Source organism: Pseudomonadota bacterium (genome assembly GCA_016719885.1).
Taxonomy (GTDB): domain Bacteria; phylum Pseudomonadota; class Gammaproteobacteria.
This window is the reverse complement of record JADJYF010000006.1, coordinates 167,034-191,536: the sequence shown is the minus strand read 5'-3', so window position 1 is coordinate 191,536 and position 24,503 is coordinate 167,034. Positions and strand designations below refer to the sequence as shown.

At 65.3% G+C, this 24,503-nt stretch carries 16 protein-coding genes; 12 read left to right on the top strand and 4 right to left on the bottom strand.

Annotation, left to right across the window (positions count from 1 at the left end; translation table 11 throughout):
• The first annotated feature begins 38 nt into the window (after positions 1-38).
• The 9 genes from IPM80_08380 to IPM80_08340 all read left to right on the top strand — a co-directional run bounded on the left by IPM80_08380 (position 39) and on the right by IPM80_08340 (position 15,098).
• The gene (locus IPM80_08380; protein ID MBK8958443.1) at positions 39-2,276 is read left to right on the top strand and encodes a malate synthase G; all 2,238 of its coding nucleotides are present in this window, start codon (positions 39-41) and stop codon (positions 2,274-2,276) included.
• Positions 2,277-2,556: 280 nt separating this feature from the next.
• Entirely contained in the window at positions 2,557-4,248 is a 1,692-nt protein-coding gene (locus IPM80_08375) for a cytochrome C (GenBank protein MBK8958442.1), read from the top strand.
• Positions 4,245-5,882: a hypothetical protein gene (locus IPM80_08370; protein ID MBK8958441.1), complete on the top strand. Its 1,638-nt coding sequence runs from the start codon at positions 4,245-4,247 to the stop codon at positions 5,880-5,882. Before IPM80_08375 ends, IPM80_08370 begins: the two co-directional genes overlap by 4 nt.
• Positions 5,883-5,884: 2 nt before the next feature.
• On the top strand, positions 5,885-7,234 hold the full coding sequence (locus IPM80_08365; GenBank protein ID MBK8958440.1) for a hypothetical protein: 1,350 nt from the start codon (positions 5,885-5,887) through the stop codon (positions 7,232-7,234).
• Positions 7,235-7,282: 48 nt separating this feature from the next.
• On the top strand, positions 7,283-8,623 hold the full coding sequence (locus tag IPM80_08360) for a hypothetical protein (GenBank protein MBK8958439.1): 1,341 nt from the start codon (positions 7,283-7,285) through the stop codon (positions 8,621-8,623).
• A gap of 6 nt (positions 8,624-8,629) precedes the next feature.
• A complete protein-coding gene (locus IPM80_08355) occupies positions 8,630-11,041 on the top strand; it encodes a cyclic nucleotide-binding domain-containing protein (protein ID MBK8958438.1) in 2,412 nt (803 codons plus the stop codon).
• A 46-nt stretch (positions 11,042-11,087) separates the two neighbouring features.
• The gene (locus IPM80_08350) at positions 11,088-12,023 is read left to right on the top strand and encodes a hypothetical protein (protein ID MBK8958437.1); all 936 of its coding nucleotides are present in this window, start codon (positions 11,088-11,090) and stop codon (positions 12,021-12,023) included.
• A gap of 6 nt (positions 12,024-12,029) precedes the next feature.
• On the top strand, positions 12,030-13,712 hold the full coding sequence (locus IPM80_08345; GenBank protein MBK8958436.1) for a hypothetical protein: 1,683 nt from the start codon (positions 12,030-12,032) through the stop codon (positions 13,710-13,712).
• 111 nt (positions 13,713-13,823) lie between these two features.
• Positions 13,824-15,098 (top strand): DUF3422 domain-containing protein, encoded by a 1,275-nt coding sequence (locus tag IPM80_08340; protein MBK8958435.1) that lies wholly within the window; start codon positions 13,824-13,826, stop codon positions 15,096-15,098.
• 338 nt (positions 15,099-15,436) lie between these two features.
• Here the strand turns inward: IPM80_08340 and IPM80_08335 are convergent, their stop codons facing one another.
• The 3 genes from IPM80_08335 to IPM80_08325 all read right to left on the bottom strand — a co-directional run bounded on the left by IPM80_08335 (position 15,437) and on the right by IPM80_08325 (position 20,711).
• Positions 15,437-16,222 (bottom strand): enoyl-CoA hydratase/isomerase family protein, encoded by a 786-nt coding sequence (locus IPM80_08335; protein MBK8958434.1) that lies wholly within the window; start codon positions 16,220-16,222, stop codon positions 15,437-15,439.
• A 90-nt stretch (positions 16,223-16,312) separates the two neighbouring features.
• A complete protein-coding gene (locus tag IPM80_08330; protein MBK8958433.1) occupies positions 16,313-18,589 on the bottom strand; it encodes a hydantoinase B/oxoprolinase family protein in 2,277 nt (758 codons plus the stop codon).
• 13 nt (positions 18,590-18,602) lie between these two features.
• A complete protein-coding gene (locus tag IPM80_08325; protein ID MBK8958432.1) occupies positions 18,603-20,711 on the bottom strand; it encodes a hydantoinase/oxoprolinase family protein in 2,109 nt (702 codons plus the stop codon).
• Between the two features lie 99 nt (positions 20,712-20,810).
• Between IPM80_08325 and IPM80_08320 the strand changes: the two genes are divergently transcribed.
• Positions 20,811-21,485 (top strand): TetR family transcriptional regulator, encoded by a 675-nt coding sequence (locus tag IPM80_08320; GenBank protein MBK8958431.1) that lies wholly within the window; start codon positions 20,811-20,813, stop codon positions 21,483-21,485.
• Between the two features lie 36 nt (positions 21,486-21,521).
• Here IPM80_08320 and IPM80_08315 read toward each other — a convergent pair whose 3' ends face one another.
• Positions 21,522-22,832: a tetratricopeptide repeat protein gene (locus tag IPM80_08315; GenBank protein ID MBK8958430.1), complete on the bottom strand. Its 1,311-nt coding sequence runs from the start codon at positions 22,830-22,832 to the stop codon at positions 21,522-21,524.
• Positions 22,833-23,016: 184 nt separating this feature from the next.
• Here IPM80_08315 and IPM80_08310 point away from each other — a divergent pair, with 184 nt between their 5' ends.
• Complete coding sequence (locus IPM80_08310; GenBank protein MBK8958429.1) at positions 23,017-23,808, top strand: enoyl-CoA hydratase/isomerase family protein; 792 nt, start codon at positions 23,017-23,019, stop codon at positions 23,806-23,808.
• Positions 23,809-24,063: 255 nt separating this feature from the next.
• Positions 24,064-24,489 carry an acetone carboxylase subunit gamma gene (locus tag IPM80_08305; GenBank protein MBK8958428.1) on the top strand — a complete coding sequence of 142 codons (426 nt, stop codon included), beginning with the start codon at positions 24,064-24,066 and terminating at the stop codon, positions 24,487-24,489.
• Positions 24,490-24,503 lie beyond the last annotated feature (14 nt).

The following is a 24,503-nucleotide window of genomic DNA, read 5'->3' as shown; positions in this document are numbered from 1 at the left end:
ATCCTTTGCACTCCCTTCGCAACACGACGAACACCGCCATGACCGCTGCCAGCATCGAATCCTCCAGCCCGCGCACCGGCGCCGCGCCCGCCGCCCTTGCCACCCATACGCCGGTCAACAACGGGCGCATGGAAATCGCCACGCCGCTCTACGACCTCGTCATCAACGAGGTGCTGCCGGGCCTCGATATCCAGCCCGCCGCGTTCTGGACCATGCTCGAGGACGTCATCACCGAGCTCGCGCCCAAGAACAACATCCTGCTGCTCAAGCGCTACAAGCTGCAGGCGTCGATCGATACCTGGCACCAGTCCCGTTGCGATGCGCCGCACGACCATGCGCAGTACAAGAAATTCCTGGAAAAGATCGGTTACCTGCTGCCGGAAGGGCCGGACTTCAGCGTCAACCCGGTTGATATCGATGCCGAGATCGCGACCATGGCCGGGCCGCAGCTGGTGGTGCCGGTCAAGAATGCGCGCTACGCCTTGAACGCCACCAACGCGCGCTGGGGCTCGCTGTACGATGCGCTCTACGGCTCGGACGTGATCGCCGAGGCCGATGGCGCGCAGCGCGCCGGCGGCTACAACCCGGTGCGCGGTGCCAAGGTCATCGCCTACGGTCGCGCGCTGCTGGACCAGGCCGCGCCATTGGCCGACGGTTCCCACGCCCATGCCAAGGCCTACAAGGTCGTCAACGGGCAGTTGGCGGTGGTGATGGGCAACGGCGAGACGGTCGGTCTCTCGCATCCCGAGCGCTTCGCCGGTTACAACGGCACGGTCGATGCGCCGCATGAAGTGCTGCTGCGTAACAATGGTCTGCACATCATCATCCAGATCGACGCCGAACATCCGGTCGGCGTGACCGACGCCGCGCACATCAAGGACCTGGTGCTGGAGTCGGCCGTCACCACCATCCAGGACTGCGAGGATTCGGTGGCCGCCGCCGACGGCGCCGACAAGGCCGAGGTCTATCGCAACTGGCTGGGCCTCATGAAGGGCACCCTGACCGACACCTTCGAGAAGGGCGGCAAGCAGGTCACCCGCACGCTGGCGCCCGATCTCCAGTTTCTCGATCCCAAGGGTCAGCCCTTGACCTTGCACGGCCGTGCGCTGCTGCTGGTGCGCAATGTCGGCCATCTCATGACCAACGAAGCGGTGCTCTTGAAGGGCGAGGAAGTGCCGGAAGGCATCCTCGACGCGGTCATCACCGCCACCATCGCGCTCTACGATCTGCGTGGTCTAGGCACGTTGCGCAACACGCGCGCCGGCTCCATGTACATCGTCAAACCCAAGATGCACGGGCCCGAGGAAGTGGCGTTCGCCTGCGAAGTTTTCGATCGCGTCGAGGACAAGCTCGGCCTGGCGCGCCACACCCTCAAGATCGGCATCATGGACGAAGAGCGGCGCACCACCGTCAACCTCAAGGAATGCATACGCGCGGCCAAGGATCGCATCATCTTCATCAATACCGGCTTCCTCGACCGCACCGGCGACGAAATCCACACCTCCATGGAAGCGGGCGTGATGGTGCGCAAGGAGGCGATGAAGCAGGAAACCTGGATCAAGGCCTACGAGAACTGGAACGTCGATATCGGCCTGGCCTGCGGTCTGCAGGGCAAGGCGCAGATCGGCAAGGGCATGTGGGCCAAGCCCGACCTCATGAAGGAAATGGTCGAGACCAAGGACGCCCATCTCAAGGCCGGCGCGACCATCGCCTGGGTGCCGTCGTCGACCGCGGCCACCCTGCATGCCATGCACTACCACCGCATCAACGTGTGGCAGGTGCAGGACGAACTGAAGAAGCGCCCGCGCGCGCGCCTCGACGACATCCTGACCATCCCGCTGCTCGGTGACACGCCGCTGACCCGCGAGCAGGTGCAGGCCGAACTCGACAACAACTGCCAGGGCATCCTTGGCTACGTGGTGCGCTGGATCGACCTCGGCATCGGCTGCTCCAAGGTGCCGGACATCCACGACGTCGGGCTGATGGAAGACCGCGCGACCCTGCGCATCTCCAGCCAGCACATCGCCAACTGGCTGCGCCACGACTACGTACGGCGCCGTCACGTGCTCGAGACCTTCAAACGCATGGCGGTGGTGGTCGACCGCCAGAACGCCGGCGAGCCGGGCTACAAGCCGATGTCGGCCAACTTTGACGAGTCGGTGGCCTTCCAGGCGGCCTGCGAACTGGTGTTCGGCGGCGTCCATCAGCCCAATGGCTATACCGAGCCGGTGCTGCATCGACGTCGTCGCGAGCTCAAGGCGGCCGGCTACAACTGAGGGCGAGGGCGGCGTCGCACCCCGCCGCCCAGCCACGAAGGATTCGGCCTACAGCGGCATGGGAGGTTGGCCGCTACCATAATTCGGGCTGGATGATTCCGCTCGAATCACATAAGCTTTAATCTCCAAGTCCCGACAGTTAATCGGGATTCTTGCGAGCGGGTCACGGCATGCCGGCGCCTTGGGGGGCACTGACAAGGACGATTGCCGTGCCGCCCAAACCGTAGTGAGGGTGCAGGGGTTGCGCGGTCGAATTTACTCGTGGGTGGCAGGATGCTGTGTGTGGCTGTCGTTGGTGACCGGGGTCGCCGCAGCCGAGGATCCGCATGCGGCGGTATTCGCCGAGTCGCAATACCCGTCGGCGACCGCGTGCGCCGGCTGTCATCCCAAGGTGTTCTGGGAATGGGCGGTGTCCAACCACGCCTACGCGTCCATCTCCCCCATGTTCCACAAGTTCGAGCAGGCCATCAACGACCTGGCCTCGGGCACCATCGGCACCTTCTGCGTGCGCTGCCATCAACAGATAGGGACACAGATGGGCGAAGCTCGCGAAGCGCCGCTGTGGGAGCGCTCGGCCATCTCGCGCGAAGGCATCACCTGCGTCACCTGTCATCGCGTCTCGACGCAGTTCGGCAAGGTCAACGGCGAGCGCCATATCGAGCCCGGAGACATCAACGCGCCGATCTATAACAGCGGCGTCGGCAGCAACTACGGCGAGGTGGTGAGCAAGCCCGCGGAGTACGGCGTGTCGACCGCGCCCGGCCTGCCCGGCACGCCCATCCACGCCTCGCCCATCAAGTTCGATCAGATCTCCAAGAGTGAATTCTGCGTGTCCTGCCACCAGGTGGCGGTGCATCCCGGCATCAAGCTCGAAGTGGTGTGGGAGCAGTACCGCGGCGCGCCGGCCGCCAAGGAAGGCATCACCTGCCAGCAGTGCCACATGGGCAAGGTCCCGGGCGAAGCCGAGGCCGGCTACGAAAGCTGGCCGATTGCGGTGGTCAACGGCCAGACCGTCGGCGACCCCAAGCAGAAGCATTCCAATCACATGATGTTCGGGCCCGGCTATCCGATTGCCCACCCCGGCATCTTCCCCTTCAATCCGCGCGCGCAGCGCTGGTCTATCAAGGACTGGCTGAAGTTCGATTACCGCGCGCCGTGGGGCGATCCGGCCTGGGAAGACAAGGTCGAGAAGGGCGAAGTCTCGGCGGAATTTCCCGCCGAGTGGAGCAAGCGCGCCGATCGCGAGGAAGCACGTTACGTCGTTTCCCTGAACGAAAAACTGCTCAACGACAAGAAGCGTTCGCGCATCGAGATCATGGAAAACTCCATGAAGATCGACGGGCCGTTCTTCGACAGCGACCTCAAGGCCGGCAGCAAGCTCAAGCTGCATTACACCGTCACCAACGTCGATAAGGGCCACAACCTGCCATCCGGTTCGCTGGGCGCGCAGCCCGAGCTGTGGTTCAACGTCGCGGTCATCGATCCCGATGGCCAGCGCGTGTGGGAATCGGGTTACGTCGACGGCAATGGCGACATGGCCGACATCCACTCGCTGGAAGTGGCGCAGGGCAAGGTGCCGTTCGACAAGCAGCTGTTCAACCTGCAGACCAAGTTCCTGACCACCAACGTCAAGGGCACGGACCGCGAGATGTACCTGCCGGTCAACTTCGATATCGACCAGATCCCGCACATCCGTCCGCCGGGCGTGCCCACCACGGTGCTCAACCATCCGCCGTTCATCCGCATGGAAGGCCGCAGCCTGCCGCCGCTCGCCGCGCGTGACGTGAATTACACGATCCCGGCGTCGGCCTTGAGCAAGCCTGGCAAGTACAAGATCCAGTCGCGCATGCGCAGCCGCGCCGAGCCGATCTATTTCATGAAGTTCGTCGGCGCGACCGTCGACATGGAGCAATCGATCAACGAATGGATGATCGACATTCATCCGCAGGCGGCGGAGTTCGAAGTCAAATGAGCAGCCGTCAGTACACTCCTGGAGCGCTGCGCGTGAAGGCGCTCGCCATGGCGCTCGTCGCCTGCGTGGCCGGCGCGAGTGCCCACGCCGAACTGCCGCGTCGCAGCGCCGAACCCGAGCGCCCCAGCCTGCCGGCGGTGCCGGAACCGGCGGGCGGTGAAGTCCACGGCAAGGACCACGAAGCGAAAAAGCCGGTGGAGATGTCGCCCGAGGCGCAGGCCGCCGAGGTCAGCCGTGAATTGTTCGGCCCCGATCCGAGCTATGCCGACAAACCCTACGATGTCGAGGCGCAGCTCGCCATCTACGGCAACAAGCGTGCCGTCATCGGCCCGCGCCCGCCGATTGAATGGGGTTACCCCATGTACCAGTCGGGCCCGATAGGCAACGGCATCACCATCTTCGGCGACAAGAACCCGGCGCGGCCGCAGCTGTTGGTCTACGGCGATTTCCGCCTCGGCACCGCCTACAACGACAACGGCAAGGTCGACACCGCCAACATGGCGGCGCGCCTCAATCTCGATATCGATCTGCGCCTCACCGCCACCGAGCGCATTCACGCCTTCCTGCGCCCGCTGGACCGCAACAAGGTCGGCCGCGTGACGCGCGTCGAATTCGGCGGCAACCAGCGCGACCGCTTCGGCGATCACGAGATCCTGCTCGATGCCACGCCCGAGTCGCTGTTCTTCGAAGGCGATCTGGGCCAGATCGCGGCCGGCATCACCGACGAATACAACCTGCACGATATTCCGATCGCCATTGGCCTGACGCCCATGGTGCTGCAGAACGGCATCTGGATGGACGACGCCATCCTCGGCGGCGCCATCACGCTGCCGGCCCTCAACAGCCGCCTGCTCGACATCTCCAACATGGACATCACCTTTTTCGGCGGCGCCGACCGGGTGACGACCAAGTCGCAGTTGAAGGGCAAGCTGCAGGACGATCACGGCGTCAACATCTATGGCACCGCGGTCTTCATCGAAACCCGCGCCATGTACATCGAGGCGGGTTACGGCTACACCGACGATACGCGCAATCCCTTCGGCGCCGACTTCAGCTATCACAACCTCACGGCGGCGGTGACCAAGCGCTGGTTCGGCAAGGTCTCCAACTCGCTGCGCGTGATCTACAACTTCAACCAGGACCCGGGACCGGGCTTCGCCAAGACCGCCGATGGCTGGCTGTTCCTGATGGAGAACTCGCTGATCACGCACAAGCCGCTGACGCTGGTGCCCTACGCCAACTTCTTCGTCGGTTCCAAGAAGCCGCAGTCGCTGGCGCGCGACTTCGGCGCCGGCGGCGTGCTCAAGAACACCGGCATCAACTTCGAGACCGACGGCCTGACCGGTTTTCCGAAACTCGACGACACCGCCAACGATACCTATGGCGGCGCCATCGGCGTGGAATACCTGTTCAATCTCGATCAGCAGGTGGTGTTCGAAGTGGCGGGCCTGAATCCGCTCGGTCGCGACAACGATCCGGATCGCATCGCCAAGGGCCACCAGCTGGCCTTCGGCGCGCGCTACCAGCGGCCGCTATCGAAAGCCTGGATCTTCCGCACCGACGCCATCTACGGTGTCCGTGAACACGAACAAGACCTGGCCGGCATTCGTGCCGAGTTGCGCCTGAAATTCTGAACATGGTGGCCGAAGCAAAATCGAGAGCTCGCATCGCGCGTGAGTGTGGCGCCCTCGCGCTGCTCGTATTGCTGGCGGCAATGCCGGCGCGGGCGGGCGAGGCACTGCCGAGCTTGCCTGCCGACCGCGAGGCGCGCTTCGTCGGTGTCGAGACCTGCGGCTCGAGCGAATGTCATGCCTCGCCCGAGGCCTGGCGCAACGCCACGGTGTCGATGAAGGAACGTCTGATCTGGCAGGCCCACGACAAACACGCCAAGGCTTTCACGTCCCTGACCAGCGACGCCGGGCGCGCCATCGCCAACAAGCTCGGTATCGACGACGCGACCCAGGCGCCGCAGTGCCTCACCTGTCATACCACCTACGTGCCGGCCGCGCAGCGCGGGCCGAAGTTCAGCCTCGAAAATGGCGTCGGCTGTGAATCCTGTCATGGTCCGGGTGGCCAGTTCCTGTCGGCCCACGTGCAGCCCACCGCGCAGCACGCCGGCAACGTCGCGGCGGGCATGTACCCGACCGACCAGGCCGCGCCGCGTGCCGCCCTGTGCCTGTCCTGCCACCAGGGCGACGACAAGCGCATGCTCGGTCACACCCTGTACGGCGCCGGTCATCCGCGCCTGCGTTTCGAACTCGACACCTATGGCAGCCTGCAGCCATACCACTTCCTGGCGGACGCCGATTACAAGCGCCGCAAGCCCATGGCTTCGCATCTCGAGCTGTGGGCGGCGGGGCAACTGCATGCGGCCGGGCAGCTGTTGTCGCAGGTCAAGAGCGCGCATGCGCAGGGCATGTTCCCGGAGCTGGCCAACTACGATTGCCAGACCTGCCATCGGCCGATAGCCGTCGACGCGGATCACAAGCCGCGTGCCGGCGCCGCGCCGGGCGCGCTCAGTCTCAACGACGCGCCGCTGGTGGTGCTGCGCGCGCTGGCGACGCTCGCCGCGCCGGGTGAAGTCGTGGCCCTGCGCGAAGACAGCCATGCGCTGCAGGGCGCGCTGTTCGACACGGCCAAGCGCGACGCCACCATCGAAAAACTTAAAGCTCGGCTGGCAACGCTCGCTAATGCCATGAACGCGCGGCGCGAGCAGAGCGGCGACCTTGCGGCGGTGACGCGCGCCCTGTTCGCCGAAGCCCGCGCCGAACAGCCGCTGGCCTACGGCGCGGCGGAAAGCCTCGCCATGGCGCTTGCGACCTTGATCGCGGCCGACTACGAACAACAGGGCTTGAGCGCTGAGCAATACCAGCGCGCCAGTCACGCACTCGATGGGGTATATGCCGCCGTCGGTGACGAGCGGAGCTATCGTGCCAAGACATTTGTCGCCGCGCTCGACGAGCTCGCCGCCATCGTGGCCAGGTAATTGCGCAATGCGCACGGGATTGAAGTAATGAGGCGTTCAGCAACATTTTTGTCACGGCTTTCCACGCGAGCGCCGCTGCGCGGCATGGGCGTGGCGCTCACGCTGTTGCTGAGCCTGGGCGCGCTGACGGTGTACGCAGAAGAAAGCCCCGACGGTCCGCCGAAATACCTCGGCGTCGTGACCTGCGCCGGTTCCACCTGCCACGGCGCCGGCCGCCCGGTCGGCGATGCGCGCATCAGCCAGACCGAGTTCTTGAGCTGGCATCGTGACGATGCCCATTCGAAAGCCTACCGCGTGCTGATCGAAGACAAGGGCCAGCGCATCGCGCGCAATCTCGGCATCGACAATGCCGCCAACGCGCCGGAGTGTCTCACCTGTCACGCGACCTTCGTGCCCGCCGAAGTGCGCGGCAAGCGTTTCCAGTTGTCCGATGGCGTCGGTTGCGAATCCTGCCACGGCCCGGCGTCCAAGTGGCTGGGCCAGCATGTCACCGGCGAAGCCAGCCGCGAAGACAACATCCGCGCCGGCATGGTGCGCACCGAAGAACCGGTGACGCGCGCCAACCTGTGCCTGGCCTGCCATCTCGGCACCCAGGACAAGTTCGCCAACCATCGCCTGATGGGCGCCGGCCATCCGCGCCTGTCCTTCGAACTCGACACCTATACCCTGTTGCAGCCGGCGCATTACCGTGTCGACGCCGATTACCGCGAGCGCAAGCATCTCGCGCCCCACGTGCAGGTGTGGGCGATCGGCCAGACCGCCGCGGCCGCGCGTACTTTCGAGCTCTTCACCAGCGACAAATGGGCTGGCAAGGGGCCGCTGCCGGAGTTCGCGTTCTTCGACTGCCACGCCTGCCATCACGCCATGAACGAACCGCGCTGGGCGCCGCGCGAGACCACCGGCCTGCCGCCCGGCGTGCCGCGCATCAACGATGCCCACGTGCTGATGTTGCTGTACCTGACCCGGGCCATTGAACCGGCGCTGGCGGAAGACTTGCACAAGTCGCTGCTCGCCTTGCACAAGGCCAGTACCGACACGCGCGAAGCGACCATGAGCGCCGCCAATGCCTTGAAAGAGCTGGTCAAGAAAGTCGATGGCGCGGTGCGCGCGCACAACTTCAGCAAGGATGAAACGCTCGCCATTCTAGATTCGCTGGTGAAGGGCGGCGTGGCCGGTGACTATCGCGATTTCGCCGCGGCCGAGCAGGCGGTGATGGGCGTACATGCGCTGGCCGACAGCCTCACCGACGCCAAGCAGTGGAGCGAAAGCCAGGCCGGCGCCATCGCCGCCCAGATCAAGGTGCTCTATACCGTACTAGCCGATCAGAACGCCTACCAGCCAGCACGCTTCAGCGGCGAGATGCAGAACCTCGCGGCCGCGCTCAAGTAGGCGGGCATGGCCAGCGAACGTTACACCATCGCCATCGTCGGCGCCGGGCCGGGCGGTTTGAGCGCCGCCGCCCGCGCCGCCGAAACCGGCACTTCGCACGTCCTGCTGGAAGCCGCGCCGCAGCTCGCCAACACCATCTACCGTTACCAGAAGGGCAAGCACGTGATGGCCGAACCCGGCCAGCTGCCCTTGCGCGCCGCCATCAGTTTCGAGGCCGGCACGCGCGAACGTATCTTGAAGACCTGGCAGCAGGGGCTGGAAAAGTCCGGTGCCAACGTGCGCTATCGCTCGGAAGTGGTGGCGATTGAAGGCGAGCAGGGCAAGTTCCGCTTGAAGCTCGCCGACGGCAGCGAAGTGCGCGCCGAGCACGTGGTGCTGGGTATCGGCCTGCAGGGCAACCTGCGACGCATGGAAGTGCCGGGCGACACCCTGCCCGAGGTGCAGTACCAGCTCGACGATCCCGAGGCCTACTCGGGCGAGACCATCGTGGTGGTGGGCGCCGGTGACGCCGCCATCGAAAACGCGCTGGCGCTGGCCGTCAACAACAGCGTCATCATTCTCAACCGCCGTGACGAGTTCACGCGCGCCAAGGAAGGCAACCTGCGCGACATCATGCGCGGTATCGAGAGCGGCCAGCTCGATTGCATGTACAACGCCAGCCCCAAGAGCGTGAGCGCGCTCGACGATGGCCATCCGTCGCGCAAACGTCTGCGCTTGGAAGTCAAGACCAAGGACGGCGTCAGCGAAGTGCTGTGCGATCGCATCGTCGCGCGTCTCGGCGCCTTGCCGCCGCGCGCCTTCGTCGAAAGTTGCGGCGTGGTCTTCCCGAGCGACGATCCGGCGGCCGTGCCATCGGTGTCGCCGCGCTACGAATCCAACGTGCCGGGGCTCTACATCATCGGTGCGCTGGCCGGTTACCCGCTGATCAAGCAGTGCATCAACCAGGGCTACGAAGTCGTCGAGTTCATCTGCGGGCGTGACGTCGAGCCGGCCGACGAAGGCCTGTTGCGCGCCAAGTTCGCCGGCGTGCCGGGTCTGACCAAGGTCAACCTCGCGATCGTGCAGATCCGTTCCAACATTCCGCTGTTCGCCGGCTTGACGCCGTTGCAGCTGCGCGAATTCCTGCTCGACTCCGACATCCGCACGCCGACGCCGGGCGAAGTGGTGGTGCAGATCAACGACTACACCAACACCTTCTTTTCGATATTGCGCGGCTCGGTGCACATCCAGATCGATCCCGAGGATCCTTCGCACACGGTCGAGCTCGGGGTCGGCAAGTTCTTCGGCGAGATGAGCCTGATTTCCGGCCGGCGTCGCGCCGCCACCATCGTCGCCGGTCACGACTGCGTGCTGATCGAAACGCCCAGGCGTTCGATGAACAAGCTCATCCAGTCGGTCGAAGCGGTGCGCCGCACGGTCGACGAGACCTTCCTGCTGCGCGCCATCCGCATGCACATCGCGCCGGACGTGCCGGAAGACGATCTCATCGAAGTCGCGCACACCGCACGCATCCGCCAGTTCGCGCCGGGTGACGCCTTGTTCAAGGAAGGCGACGCGGCCGAATCGCTGCACCTGGTGCGCTCGGGCTCGGTCACCATCGCCCACGAGATCGGCGGGCGTGAAATCGTCATCGCCTACCTGCCGTCCGGCAACTACGTCGGTGAGCTGGCCTTGCTGACCGATTCGCCGCGTACCGCCACGGTGCGCGCGGCGGTCGCCACCGAGACCATCGAATTGCCGGGCGTGGTGTTCCGCGAACTTTTGGCCTGCTTCCCCGATCTCGAGGCGGATCTGAAGGCCAAGGCGCAGGCGCGCCTGTCGGCGAGCGCACGCCTGCGTGGCGTCAAGGCCAATGCCGGCAACATGATCGAATTCCTGGTCGCGCAGGGCATCGGCGAAGCGACCGACGTCCTGCTGATCGACGAATCGCTGTGCGTCGGCTGCGACAACTGCGAAAAAGCCTGCGCCGATACGCACAAGGGCACGTCACTGCTGGACCGCCGCGCCGGCCCGAGTTTCGCCAGCGTGCACGTGCCGACCTCGTGCCGTCATTGCGAACACCCGCATTGCATGAAGGAGTGTCCGCCGGATGCCATTCACCGCACGCCCGAAGGCGAGGTCTACATCGCCGACAACTGCATAGGCTGCGGTAACTGCGAACAGAACTGTCCCTATGGCGTGATCCAGATGGCGGTCAAGGGCGAGACCGAGAAGCCATCGTTGTGGAAGTGGCTGCTGTTCGGCCAGGGGCCGGCGCCGGGCGAGGAATTCCACAGCGAAGACAAGACGCTGCCCAAGAAGGCGGTCAAGTGCGACATGTGCAAGGACCAGTCGGGCGGCCCGGCCTGCGTGAGAGCCTGCCCGACCGGCGCGGCGATACGCGTCAGTCCCGCCGAATTCATGGCCATCGCGCGATGAGCCGCGCGTTGAACGTGCGCAATCCCCTCTGAACCCTGGCGCCGCCATGCACGAGTCCTACGTCAGTTACCGCAACTTCTTCTACCTCAAGGTCGCCGCCGGGCTGTGCGCGCTGGCAATCGTGGTCTACGGCCTGCATCAACCGCACGAGCCGCCCAACGGCGGCACCTGGCTGGGCTACACGCTGGGCACGCTGGGCGCCGCGCTGATCGGCTGGCTGGCATGGTTCGGCGTGCGCAAGCGCCGCTATTCCGGTACGACCGGGCGCCTGGTCGGCTGGCTGTCGGCGCATATCTATCTCGGCGCGTCCCTGCTCGTCATCGTCACCCTGCACAGCGGTTTCCAACTGGGTTGGAACGTGCACTCGCTGACCTACGTGCTGACCGTGCTGGTGGTGCTGAGCGGCTTCTATGGCCTGTACGTGTATGTCGGTTATCCGCGCGAACTGGCGGTCAACCGCGCCGGCCTGACCCGCGAAGCGATGATCTCGGAAGTCGCCGAGCTCGACCGCGAATGCCTGACGCTCGCCGACGAGGTCGACAAGGAAGCACACAAGGTGGTGCTGCAGTCGATCGAGGAAACCGTGCTCGGTGGCTCGGTCTTCGAGCAGCTGTTCGGTGACCCGGCGCGACGCTCGGCCAGCGCCGGTATCAACAAGAGCCTCGACGCGGTGCGACAGAAGATCGAAGCGCGCGTCGCGCGCGGCGTGCCGCAGCTGCAAAACCTCGAGAACCAGGACGCCACCGCGATCTCCTTCCTCGCCGAGCACATGATCGCCGATGGCGGCGGGCCCGAGCGTCTCGAGAAGATCACGCGCCTGTTCGAACTCATCACCCGCAAGCGCGCCATGGTCGAACGCATCCAGCGTGACATCCAGCTGCAGTCGCGCCTCGCGTTCTGGCTCTATCTCCACGTGCCGCTTTCGATTGGTCTTGTGGCCGCGTTGTTCTGCCACGTGGTCGCCGTGTTCTTCTACTGGTAGGCGACGATGCGCATCCTGGTCCGTTACGTCTCCCACAAGGGCAAGCTCAACGACACGCTGCACGAGGTGCCGCTCAGCGGCTCGCGTCTCAAGATAGGCCGCGGCACCGATCAGGACATCCACCTGTCGAACCTGCGCGTGGCCTTGGCCCATGCCGAGCTCATCGAAGGCCAGGACGGCAAGGTGCGCCTGCAATCGCACCTGGCGGCGGGCTTTCATTACAACGGCGACGTCGTGCAGTCGGCGGTGCTGACGGCCGGCGATCGTATCGAACTCGGCGGGCACATCCTGCGCGTGGGCGAGGCGGCGGGCTGCAACCTCGCGCTGGAGATTAGCGAGGACACCTCGACCCGCGGCCGCGAGATGGAAGCGGCGCTGTTGAAGCGCGCGCGTCTCGACCTCGGCGCCGCGGGCCTCTCCAAGCGCCCGGCGGCGCTGGCCGCGGCCACCCTCATCCTGGCGCTGTTCCTGCTGGTGCCGATCATCTCGGCCACCGTGCCGAGCGCCGGCAAGTGGCTGCGGGCGCTGCCCTTGTTACCCTCCGATCACGCCTGGCAGAGCGGCGCGGTCAGCGACGCCCATGCGCACTTCGGCGTGAACTGCAATTCCTGTCACACCATTCCCTTCGTGCCGACACGCAATGGCGCGTGCCTGGATTGCCACCAGAACACGCCGCACCATGTCGACACCGAGATCCTGAAGACCGGTCTGTTCAAGGGCCAACGCTGTGCGTCCTGTCATCACGAACACACCGGCAAGAGCTCGCTGGTGCGTCACGACGAGAGCCTGTGCGTGACTTGCCACCGCGACCTGAAGGACAAGGTCAAGGACACCACGCTCATCGACGTGCGAAATTTCGGCGAAGACCACCCGGAATTCCGCCCGACGCTCGTGCACCAGGTCGACGGCAAGCCGATGTCGGTGCGCGTGGCGCTGTCCGACAGCAAGGCGCTGCGCGAGACGCCCGGCATCGAGTTCTCCCACCAGGGCCATCTCGATGCCAAGGGCGTGGAGAGCCCGACGCGCGGCACGGTGAAGCTGCAATGCGCCGACTGTCACCAGACCGAGCCCGGCGGCGGTCGCATGCAGCCGGTGAGCTTCGAGAACAACTGCCACGAATGTCACCAGCTCAACATTCCCGGTGACGTGGTGCGCGAAGTGCCGCACGGCGACCTGAAGGCCGCGGTCGACGGCGTCAGCGATTATTTCCAGGCCTGGGCGCTGCGCGGCGGCTATCCGAATGCCTTCGCGCCGGGCGGCGTGCAGGCGCGCCGCCTGCCGGGCCAGCCGATCAGCGAAGCGGAGAAGCAGGACGCCCTGTCGTGGGCGGCGCGCAATGCCGAGATGACCACCGCCGAGATGCTGGCCTATACCACCTGCGGCAAGTGCCATACGGTCACGCCGACTGGCAAGGGCAACGGCGCCGAGGCGTGGCACATCGACCCGGTGCGCATTCCCAAGGCCTGGCTGCCGGGCGCCAATTTCAGTCACAAGCAGCACGACACCCAGGCCTGCACCGACTGTCACGCCAACGCCAATAAGTCCGACACCAGCGCCGACGTGATGCTGCCCGGCATCGACAGTTGCCGCACCTGCCATGGCAGCGGCGATGCCGGTGAAGGCAAGCTCGCCTCGACCTGCGTCACCTGCCACGGCTTCCATCGCGCCAAGGAGGCGCGGTTGAAGTAGGTGCGAATCACGGACATTCTGGGTCCGGGGGCCGCTTCGTAAGGCATAAACCAATGTGCGAATGAATTCGCACCTACACAAGCGACACGCCTTGCGCCATGCTTGTGCGCCATGAAGCACGTCCATCCCCAGCGCGAGGCCTTGCACCACGAGGTACATGCGCGGCCCTATGAGCGGCTGACCGCGCCACTGTTGCTCACTCACATCGGCATGACCGATGCCGATGCTTCCCATACGCATGCGCATCTATGCCAGCTGCTGCGTGACCGTCACCTGCCGCTGCCGGCGGACGATGCCAATCACTTGAGTCTCGATGTCGGCGGCGTGCAGCTGCGCTGGGAGAAGCACACCGAATTCCAGACCTATACCTTCTGGCGCGAACTGCCGGAGGACGCCGCCAATTTCAGCGTCTCGCCGCTCGCCGAACTGCCGCCCCAGTGGCTGGCCGAACTGCCCGGCCGCTGGCTCATCGGCTTGCATGTGCTGGTGTTGCCGGCCCGCGCCAGCGATGCGGCGTTGCCCGCCATCGTGCGCCATGAGCTCGATGACGACACCCTGGTCGGCTGTTCGGCGATGGAAGCGGCCGCCACGGTCTACACCGATTTCCGCCTGCGTGACGGCGGTTTCGGGCGGTGGGTGATCGTGGCCCAAGACATGACGCCACGACGGCTCGGACGGCTCGTGCAGCGCGTGGTGGAAGTCGAGACCTACCGCATGATGGCGCTGCTCGGCATGCCCGCCGCGCGCGAGGTGAGCGCGGCACTGGCCACCGCCGAACGCGACCTGGCGGCGGTCGCGGAACGCATACGCAGCGCCAGCGCCGAGGGCGAACCGGAGCTCCTGCGTCAGCTCACGCAACTGGCGGCCGATGTCGAAGGCCTGTACGCGCGTACCCACGCGCGCTTTTCGGCCAGCGCCGCCTACTTCGAACTCGTGCAAAGACGCATCGACGAGCTGCGCGAGGAGCGCACCGCCAACCTGCAGACCCTGCGCGAATTCATGGAGCGGCGGCTGTTGCCGGCCATGCAGACCTGCGCGTGGGCGGCGCGACGCCAACAGGCCTTGTCGGAACGCATCTCGCGGGTCTCGAACCTGTTGCGCACGCGCGTCGAAATCGAGCAGCAGCAGAGCAGCAAGGATCTGCTCGACGCCATGAACCGCCGTCAACACGCGCAGCTCCTGCTGCAGAGCGCGGTGGAAGGACTATCCGTGGCGGCCGTCACCTACTACGGCAGCGGCCTGGTCGGTTACCTGGCCAAGGGCGCTCATGCTTATGGTGTGAAGATCGCGCCGGAGGTGGCGGTGGCGCTCAGCATTCCCGTGATCGCCGTGGCGGTGTGGCTGGGATTGCGGCGATTACATCACCGCGTGCAGGATTCCCTGTAGCTGCTAAGCCTTGTGGGTCAGACTTCAGTCTGACAGGCACGCTTGTGGGTCAGACTTCAGTCTGACAGGCACGCTTGTGGGTCAGACTTCAGTCTGACAGGCACGCTTGTGGGTCAGACTTCAGTCTGACAGGCACGTAAGAGCGCCGGCCCGTAGTGCCGGGGAACCTAAAAGCTACCGCTGCTGGCCGGGTCGCGCCGCCCCTCGCCTATCTATCTGATATGTCTCGTCGCTGCGCGGCTCCTAGCGCGCGAGCATGCTCGCTACGCTTATTCAGAGCTTCCTGAAGTCTGACCCACAAAGGAAACCGCGCTCATTTTTGCGTGATGCTGAATCCTTCAGCGCCCCTTCCAATCCGGCGGGCGCTTTTCCGCAAACGCCGCTGCGCCTTCGATGCGATCGCTGGATTCGTACCAGGCCTTGAAGGCCGGGTAGTCGGGCTGGTGGGCCATGGCGAGTTCAAGACTGGTTTCGTCCAGACCGCGCATCACGGTGTGCTTGGAAGCCCGGATCGCGAGCGGTGCGCAGCGCAGGATGCGCTGACACCAGGACGCAACGCTGTCCTCGAGCTCATCGTGATCGACCAGCTCGGTGACGAAGCCCATGCGATAGCCTTGCTCGGCGCCGATCATGTCGGCGCTCAGGATCATGCCCATCGCCTGCTTGAGCCCGACCTGGCGGGCGAGGCGATGCATGCCGCCACCGAGCGCCACCGCGCCCACCAGCGGTTCCGGCAGGCCGAAACGTGAGCGACGCGTGGCGACGATAATGTCGCAGGCCAGCGCCACTTCGAAGCCGCCACCGACCGCCACGCCATCGACCGCCGCGATCAGCGGCTTGTCCAGATCGAAGCGTTCGATGAGGCCGGCATAGCCGCTGCGTGGATAGACGTGCATCTTGCCTTCAGCCGCGATCGATTTCAGATCGCTGCCGGCGCAGAACGCGCGCTCGCCGGCGCCCGACACCACGCCGAGGTACTGGCTGTCGTCGCGCGCGAAGTCGTCGAACGCCGCCTGCAGTTCATCGTGCATGCGCTGGTTGATGGCGTTCATCACCGCCGGGCGGTTCAAGGTGATGCGCGTGACATGCTCGGCTTTCGTGACGGTGATGCATTCGTAGTTCATGGCGGGGTTCCTGTGGGCAATGGGTGGGGTGAACGTGCGAACAAGTTCGCACCTACAAAGGTCCTTGTAGGTGCGAATTCATTCGCACATTCACAACGCCGGCACCACGTCGTGCAAGAGACTATCGCTGCTGACGGCAATCTCGTTGTCGATGAGCGCGCCGCAGCCGGTGCAGAAGAACTGCCGGAAACTCACCGCGTCGTCGATGTAACGCGCCGGGTCGCCAATCAGGGGATTGGAGCTCGACACCGGGTTGTCCTCACGAATGCAGTGATGCTTGTAGTTGTCGCTGAGCGGACCGAGTTCGGCCGAGCACTTGCTGCATGCCCAGTACTGACCCTGGCCGTCACGGCGTGCATCGAGCAGCGGGCTGGCCTGGAACACCAGCTCGCCCGGACGGCGCTTGCCGGCGCCGCCGTTCAAACGGCCACGACGGATGCGCGCGCGCTCGGCGGCGGTTGCTTCGATGTCGACATTGCCGTCAGCATCGAGCACCGCACCGTAGATGCTGCGCGCGGCTTCAGGCGTGACGGCGTAATCCTCGAGATCCTTCTCGATGTCGGCAGGCGCCCTGTCGAAGGGATCGCCGAAGCCGCCGCCACCGGTCCAGCGCACCGCGTAGACGTCGGCCGCATGCTGCTGGAAATTTTCCTGGCGCAGTTGCAGTACTTCCTCGCGACCGCTGATCTCCGAGGTGTCGCCCGGCATGGTGCGACGCTGGATGCTGTCGAAGATATTGGTCTCGCGCAGGAAGGTGTAGGCATTGGTGGTGGACGGGTAGCCACCCATCATGCCGGGCGAAGTCGGCGTGGCATTGCCCGACGACAGGGTGTCCTGGGTGATGAAGTCGGTGTTGTGCGGTATGAAACATGACTCCGCCGACAGGCCGCCGCGATACTGGCCGGCGCCGCCGGAATCCGGCAACTCCTTGCGATACAGGAACAGCACCGGGAAGCTCTGCTCGGTGTGCTCGATGTTCGGCAACTGGCAGATGGGCGTGCGCGCCTGGCCGCCGGTGTTGATGCCGTCGGCCATCGAGAATGCGCCGATGGCGCCGCCTATCGGGTCGACCAGCAGGTAACCGTAACGCTCACCCCATTGGTCGGTGCCGCGGAACAGGGTCGCCGGCCACTGGCTGGTGCCGCCGATGCACATGATGTCGCGGCGCAGCTCCTGGTCGGGGTAGATCATCTTGGAGATGACGTTGTAGGCGGGATAGAGCGAGATCTCCATGGATTGGATCGGCGCGGTCGACACCGAGGCCGGGAAGTTCGCGCAGTTGAGCGTACCCGGCGTGGGGTCGAACTCGACATGACGCAGCGCGCCGCCGCAGGCGAAGTACTGGTCCCAGCACAACAGCTCGTTTATCGCGACCATGATCGATCCGCGCCAGCCGGAGTAGGTGGCGTTCATGGCGCCTTCCTGCGCGGCCGAGCCGTCGTTGAAGAAAGTCAGCTTGGTGCCTTCCTTGCGCATGCCCAGCACCACGCGGTGGGTGCGGCGATCGCCGGGCCGGCAGGCTTCGATGTAGGTGCGGTCGTACCATTCGCCATCGGGCAGGCGCGCCATCTTCTCGAGGTAGGACTTCTCGGAATTGTCGATGACGCGCTTCATCACGCCCTTGACCGTCGACGCACCGTAGCGCTTGATGAGTTCCAGCACGCGATCGCGCGCGGTGGTGTTGCCGGCCACCTGCGCACGGAAATCCAGCGCCACCAGCTGCGGCTTGCGCGACGCGCGCAGGTAGACCGCCTCGATGTCGCGGCGGATCTCGTAGTTCTCGATGATCTTGAGGGGCGGCAGCATGATGCCTTCCTCGTACACCGATTCGGCCGACGGGCAGAAGCTGCCGGGCGTGATGCCGCCGATGTCGTACTGGTGCAGGCAGTTGGTCACCCAGCAGAACAGCTCGCCTTCCCAGAACACCGGGCACAACAGCATGACGTCCTGCTGGTGGGCGGCGCCCACCCATGGATCGTTGGCGATGAACATGTCGCCTTCATTGATGCCGGGGTTGTCGGAGCGGAACTCCATGGTCCACTTGACCTGGGTGTCGGTGACGCCGGACATGTATTGCATGTAGGGGCCGAAGTACACGAACTCGGCGTCCTCGGTCAGGATCGAGGGATTGAGATCGAGCGCATACATCGCCACCGGCGAGCCCGACAGGCGCTGGATGGTGGCGCCGTGCTCTTCGTTGATCTGCCACAGGTTGTGGCGGATGACTTCATAGGTCACCGGGTCGACATTCTCGTCCCAGGCTCGGTGCAGTTTCAGCTTGGGAGAAATGCGCAGCTCTTTCGGCGGCACGTAGGGGTTTTCGATGCCGTTGAAATCGACATCGGTCATTTCGCTGATACGTGGCATGGTGTGTCTCCCCTCAAACCCAGTTGGGATCGATCAAGAAATTGCCCAGCGCATCGACGGCGATGCGCTGGTTCGGATGCACGACCATCGAGGTCGTGGTGGTTTCGACCACGCAGGGCCCGACGATGGCATTGCCGGGTTTCAGCTTGTAGCCGTTGAAGATCGGCGTCGGCGCCAGCTTCTTCCATTCCGCCCAGTAGATGTCGCGGGTGCCGGTCTGGGCGTCGGCCGGTATCACTTCGGTGAGGTCCTTGGATGCCACCAGTTTCGGCTTCAGCGAAGTCGCCGAGGAGCGGCAGCGGAACGTGACCATCTCGAGGCGCGCGCCGCGCAGCGCGGCGCCGCGGCCGTAGAGCTGTTCGTAGCGCGCGACGAAACGCTCGCGTAGCTGCTCGAGACCGGCCTGGTCCAGCACGCCGCCATCGAGGTCCACTTCCACTTCGTTGATCTGGCCGCGATGACGCATGTCGATGGAGAAACGGAACTGGTGGCGCGTGGCATCGACGCCGTCCTCGAGCAGGTGCTCGCGACCTTTCTCGTGCAGGCCGGCCAGCATGGCATTCACTTTGGCGAGATCAAACGGCGAAGACATGATGCTGACCTGCTCATCGACATGCAGGATGTCGGCCGAGGCCGCACCGAATGCGCACCACACCGCGGCGGTATCACCCTGCGGCACGATGACCTTGGCCACGCCCAATTCGCGTGCCGCCACGCCCATGTGCACCGGGCCCGCGCCGCCGAAGGCGTAAACCACGAATTCGCGCGGGTCGAGGCCCTTGGTGACGGTCATCTTGCGGATGAGATCCGCCATTTGGAATTCGGCGATGGTCGCCACGCCGCTCGCGAATTCGTAGAGGCCCATGCCGATTTCATCGGCGAGTTTCTTGAGCGCGGCGGCGGCGGCCGCGTAGTCGAGCTTCATGGTGCCGCCGGCGTAGTTGTCCGGGTCGAGATAGCCGAGCACCAGATCGGCGTCGGTGGTGGTCGGCACGGTGCCGCCCTTGCCATAACACACCGGGCCGGGATCGGCGCCGGCGCTGTCGGGACCGACGCGCAAGGAACGCGTGGCCTTGTCGACCCTGACCTTGCTGCCGCCGCCGGTGCCGAGCGTGTGCACGTCGACCTTGGGCAGGAAGTATTCGTACTGATGCACGAGGCTCTTGTAGGTGACGATGGGCTTGGCGTTGTGAATCACGCCAACGTCGAAGGAGGTACCGCCGAGATCGGTGGTGATGATGTTCGGCGTTTCCATCAGTGTGCCGAGGAACACCGAGCCGGTGACGCCGGCGACGGGGCCCGAGTCCAGGGTCAGCAGCGGCGCTTCCTGCGCCTTGCGCACGGTGATGGTGCCGCCGGCGCACTGCGTGATCTGCAGCGGCGGCTTCAAGCCCGTGGCCTTCAGTTGCTTGTCGAGACGCGTGACATAGCCGACCGTGACCGGGCCGATGTAGGCATTCAGGGCCACCGCCGTGGTGCGCTCGTATTCACCCCACTTGGGCGCGAGTTCGGAAGAGCAGGTGACGTAGAGCTCGGGCGCCAGTTCCTGCGCGAGCTCCTTGATGCGCTTCTCGTGTTTGGGTTCGAGGAAGGACCACAGCGTGCAGATGGCCAGCGCTTCACAGCCGGCGTCGCGCAGTTCGATGATGGCCTGGCGCGCTTCGTCCTCGTTGAGCTCCACCACCACCTTGCCGAAGCAGTCGACGCGTTCCGACACGCCGCGAATGAGGCGCTTGGGGATCAGCGGCTCGGGCTTGGAACTCTCGGGTATGTGCACGATGAGTTTGATATCCTGCCCGGCCAGGCCGCGCGAGCCGCGCATGATGTGGATCACGTCGTTGTGACCCTTGGTGGTGATCAATCCGACCTTGGCGCCGCGGCGCTGGATGATGGTATTGGTGCCGACCGTGGTACCGTGGGCCAGCACGCTGATGGCGTCGAGCAGCTGCGGCAGGTCCTTGCCAATCTTGGCGGCGGCGCGCGAGATGGCCTCGATCACGCCTTCGGCGAAATTCGACGGCGTGGACGGCGCCTTGGCGATGGTGATCTGGCCGCTTTCATCCATCAGCACGCAATCGGTGAACGTACCTCCGATATCGAGGCCGCAAAGGTAGGAACTCAAAGCTGTCTCCCCTGGCTGAGCGGGCGGCGCAGCTTGTCCGGCCCCCCGAATCCATTAATAATTGAACGAGCGTTCAAAACTAAACCATCCCTCCGCATCTTGGCAAGCAAACCCCGCAAGACCGTCGACAAGACTCAACCCGGCACGCCCGAACGCATCCTCGACGCGGCCGAGAAGCTGTTCGCCGACTCGGGTTACGACGGCGTGTCGCTGCGCCACATCACGCGCGAGGCGGGCGTGGAACTGGCGCTCGCCAACTACCACTTCGGGCCCAAGCTCGAATTGTTCCGCGCGGTGGTGCGGCGCCGTGCCGAGGCCTTGAACGCGCAACGCTTCGCGCTGCTCGCCGAGCTCGATGACAGCGCCAGCATCGAACAGTTGATCCACGCTTTCACCGCGCCGTTCCTCGAACGCAGCATGCGCGGCGGGCCGGGCTGGAAGAACTACGCGCGGGTCATCGCGCAGATCACCAATTCACCGCGCTGGCAGCCGGACATCATCGCCACCGAGTTCGACCCGGTGGCCAAGGTCTTCATCGAACGCATCCTGCGCCTGTTTCCCAAGGCCCGCGAGGAAGACTTGTACTGGGGGTTCTATTTCCTGCTCGGCGCCATGACCGTCACGTTCGCCGAGACCGGCCGTGTCGATTCACTGTCGGGCGGACGCTTCAAGGCCACCGATCTCGACGCCATCCATGCGCGCATGATCCCGTTCCTGGCGGCGGGCTTTCGCGCGCTGTGCGAGGAAGGCGCGCCGCAAGCCGACGCGGATTGAAACGATAGCCGCGCTGCGCGCGACGCGGCGCGTGCCTCAATCCGCCGCGTCACTGCCGCCCGCGCGCCGCGCGCTGACCACCAGGCCCGCCACCGGCTGCGTGAATTCCTCGCGCAGCACCACCGCGTGACTGGTGAGCAACTCGAAACCCTGGGCCGCCAAGGTCTCTTCGACATAGCCCGGCGCGTGGCCGTAGCGGCCGCTGGGCTTGATTACGAAAGGCGGCGACTGCTTGCCGCCGGCGTGGATCTCCAAGGTGAATATCATCAGTCCGCCCGGCGTCAGCGCGTGGGCGGCGGCGGCGAACACTTCGGCCAGCGCGCCGAAGTAGATCAGCACGTCGGCGATGACGATGAGATCGTAGGCAGCGCCGTGCGACGACAGCCACGCGCCGAGTTCGGCTTTCTCGAGCGCGTGGTAATGCCCGCGCTCGGCGGCACGCGCCAGCATGTTGGCCGACAGGTCGATGCCGGCCAGGTGGCCCGCGCAGGGCGCCAACACCGGTCCGCACAGGCCGGTGCCGCAGCCGCCGTCCAGCACGCGCAAACCGCGCGCGCCCGGCAGGTGGCGTTCGAGCGCGGCAGCGATGTATTCGGGGCCGCGGTAGCCGAGGCTCTTGACCAGCTTACTGTCGAAATTGTCGGCGTATTCATCGAACACGGCTTCGACGAACGCATCCTCGGCGCGCCCCGGTACATCTTCGCCCGAACACGCCGCCAGCAGGTGGCGCGCGATGGGATTGTGCGGCTCCTCGGCCACCCAGGCGCGATAGATCGCCGCCGCTTCCTCGATGCGGTTCAAGGTGTAGTAGGCGATGCCGAGCATGCGCTTGGGCTTGTCGTGCAGGGGGCCCGTGACATAGGCGCGACAGTAATATTCCGCCGCTTCGTCGGCCTGGCGCCGGCGACTGTAGAGATCGCCGAGATTGTTCAGCGCCGGCACGAACGCCGGATCGCCGGCAAGCGCCTGCTGGAACGCCGCCAGCGCCTCGGGCAGCCGCTCGAGGCGCATCAACACCGCGCCGAGGTTGTTGCTGTAATTGGCGTCGCCGGGCGCGAGCTCGGCGGCCACCGCGAATGCCGCGACGGCTTCCTCCAGGCGCTCGAGTTCGGTCAGCACGTTGCCGAGATCGTTGAGCCTGTCGGCCTGGGGCGGCGCGAGATCGAGGGCCCGCGCCAGGAGGTCCAGCCCGCTCTCGCTGCGCCCGCATTGATGCTCGAGGATGCCGAGATAATGCAGGGCGCCATCGGCGTCGGGCGCATGCGCCAGGATATCGAGATACGCCTGCCGCGCTTCATCGAGCCGGCCGTCGCCATGGAGCTTGAGGGCGTGGGAGAGCGAAGACATGATGTTGATGACGCAGCCCTGTCGGAGTGAATTCGTGCGCCATTCAAACGTGCCGCGCGGGCCTTTTCAATGCACGAATGCAATCGATGCGCGCAGACCCGATGTCAGGCCATGATCGGGCTGCGCCGACGCGGACGTCTTCCGCGTTTATCATCGTCGCAACGCCCGAACAGGAGACTTCACCATGAGCGAGCCCGCCGTGCTCTCCGGCCTCGACGCCCGCGGCGTCGCCACCGTGACCTTGAACCGCCCCGCGCTCAACAACGCCTACAACGCCGACCTGCTCGAGGGCCTCATCGAGACCTGTGCCGCGTTGGCCGCCGATCCGCGGGTGCGGGTGATGGTGGTACGCGGCAACGGCGCGCACTTCCAGGCCGGCGCCGATCTCAAGTGGTTGCGCCAGGTGGCTGCGATGGACGCCGCCACCAACCACGCCGCTTCGACCGCCACCGCCGAAGCGATGCGCAGCCTCAATGAAATGCCCAAGCCGACGCTGGCCCTGGTGCACGGCTTCTGCGTCGGCGGCGGCACTGGCATCGTCGCATCCTGCGACATCGTCATCGCCGAGCGCGACGCCATGTTCGCCATCAGCGAGGCGCGCTGGGGCATGGCGGCGACCATCATCTTCCCGCAGCTGGTGGCGGCCATGGGGCTGCGCAACGTGCGGCGCTATGCGTTGTCGGGCGAGCGCTTCGATGCGCGCCGTGCCGAGGCCTTGGGGCTCGTGCACGAGGTGTGCGACACCGGCCAGCTCGACGCCTGCGCCGCGCCCATCATCGATGCGTTGTTGAAAGTCGCGCCGGAGGCGCAGGCCTTGAGCAAGCTGTCGGCGCTGCGCTGCGCCCACGCCACGATCGACGATGCGCTGTTCGCGCGGCTGGTCGACGAGCACGCGACCAAGCGGCGCAGTGCCGAAGCGACCGAGGGCCTGGCCAGCTTCGCCGACAAGCGCGAGGGCGCATGGTACACGTCATGATTGCTTGAACGTGCGTGCAACGGCGCGCGCGTCGATGTTCAAGGCGCGTTGCAGCACGCGCATCTTGAACGAACGTGCAAGCGATGATGGACGAAAGCGCACGCGCTGCTTGATCGTCCGCAAGCATTCGTTCTTTTCTTAGTTGTTATACTCGACGCCGGTCGCGTCGCGCAGGCGTGACCACTCTACTTTGCCTGGTCGACTCCGCCGTTGTCGCGCGGACGGCCGCCTGTTGATTGCCGCCAGGACGACGCGATGAAAATCTGTATCACCGAGTATCTCCTTATCGACCTGGTCAACGAACGCTGGCAGTGTCGACGCTGCGCGCGCGACCTCGGCAATGCGCGTGACAACTACAAGCGCGGTTTGTTGGTGCATGACCGCGATCCGCGTGAAGTCCATCGTCCCCTCATCGACCCCGACAAGTACGCCTATACCTTCTCACCGGACCCGGCCTATACCGCCTTGCTCGAGTATTACTGTCCGGGCTGCGGCACGCTGGTGGAAACCGAGTACACCGTGCCGGGCCATCCACCGATCCGCGACATCGAACTCGACATCGATTCGCTGAAGGCGAAGGCCGCGGCATGGGCCGCCGCCCACGGTGGCAGCCTGCCGTCGCCGGAAAGCCTGCAACGCCCGCAGCGCCGCGCGCGTCACGTGCACGGCCGGGAGGCTTGAGCATGAGCGGTGAC

Bases quoted from the DNA above. Each gene is read 5' to 3' on its own strand.
- IPM80_08305 (MBK8958428.1), top strand. From the start codon at position 24,064: ATGAAAATCTGTATCACCGAGTATCTCCTTATCGACCTGGTCAACGAA.
- IPM80_08355 (MBK8958438.1), top strand. From the start codon at position 8,630: ATGGCCAGCGAACGTTACACCATCGCCATCGTCGGCGCCGGGCCGGGC.
- IPM80_08315 (MBK8958430.1), bottom strand. From the start codon at position 22,832: ATGTCTTCGCTCTCCCACGCCCTCAAGCTCCATGGCGACGGCCGGCTC.
- IPM80_08380 (MBK8958443.1), top strand. From the start codon at position 39: ATGACCGCTGCCAGCATCGAATCCTCCAGCCCGCGCACCGGCGCCGCG.
- IPM80_08370 (MBK8958441.1), top strand. From the start codon at position 4,245: ATGAGCAGCCGTCAGTACACTCCTGGAGCGCTGCGCGTGAAGGCGCTC.
- IPM80_08335 (MBK8958434.1), bottom strand. From the start codon at position 16,222: ATGAACTACGAATGCATCACCGTCACGAAAGCCGAGCATGTCACGCGC.
- IPM80_08330 (MBK8958433.1), bottom strand. From the start codon at position 18,589: ATGCCACGTATCAGCGAAATGACCGATGTCGATTTCAACGGCATCGAA.
- IPM80_08310 (MBK8958429.1), top strand. From the start codon at position 23,017: ATGAGCGAGCCCGCCGTGCTCTCCGGCCTCGACGCCCGCGGCGTCGCC.
- IPM80_08350 (MBK8958437.1), top strand. From the start codon at position 11,088: ATGCACGAGTCCTACGTCAGTTACCGCAACTTCTTCTACCTCAAGGTC.
- IPM80_08345 (MBK8958436.1), top strand. From the start codon at position 12,030: ATGCGCATCCTGGTCCGTTACGTCTCCCACAAGGGCAAGCTCAACGAC.
- IPM80_08365 (MBK8958440.1), top strand. From the start codon at position 5,885: ATGGTGGCCGAAGCAAAATCGAGAGCTCGCATCGCGCGTGAGTGTGGC.
- IPM80_08340 (MBK8958435.1), top strand. From the start codon at position 13,824: ATGAAGCACGTCCATCCCCAGCGCGAGGCCTTGCACCACGAGGTACAT.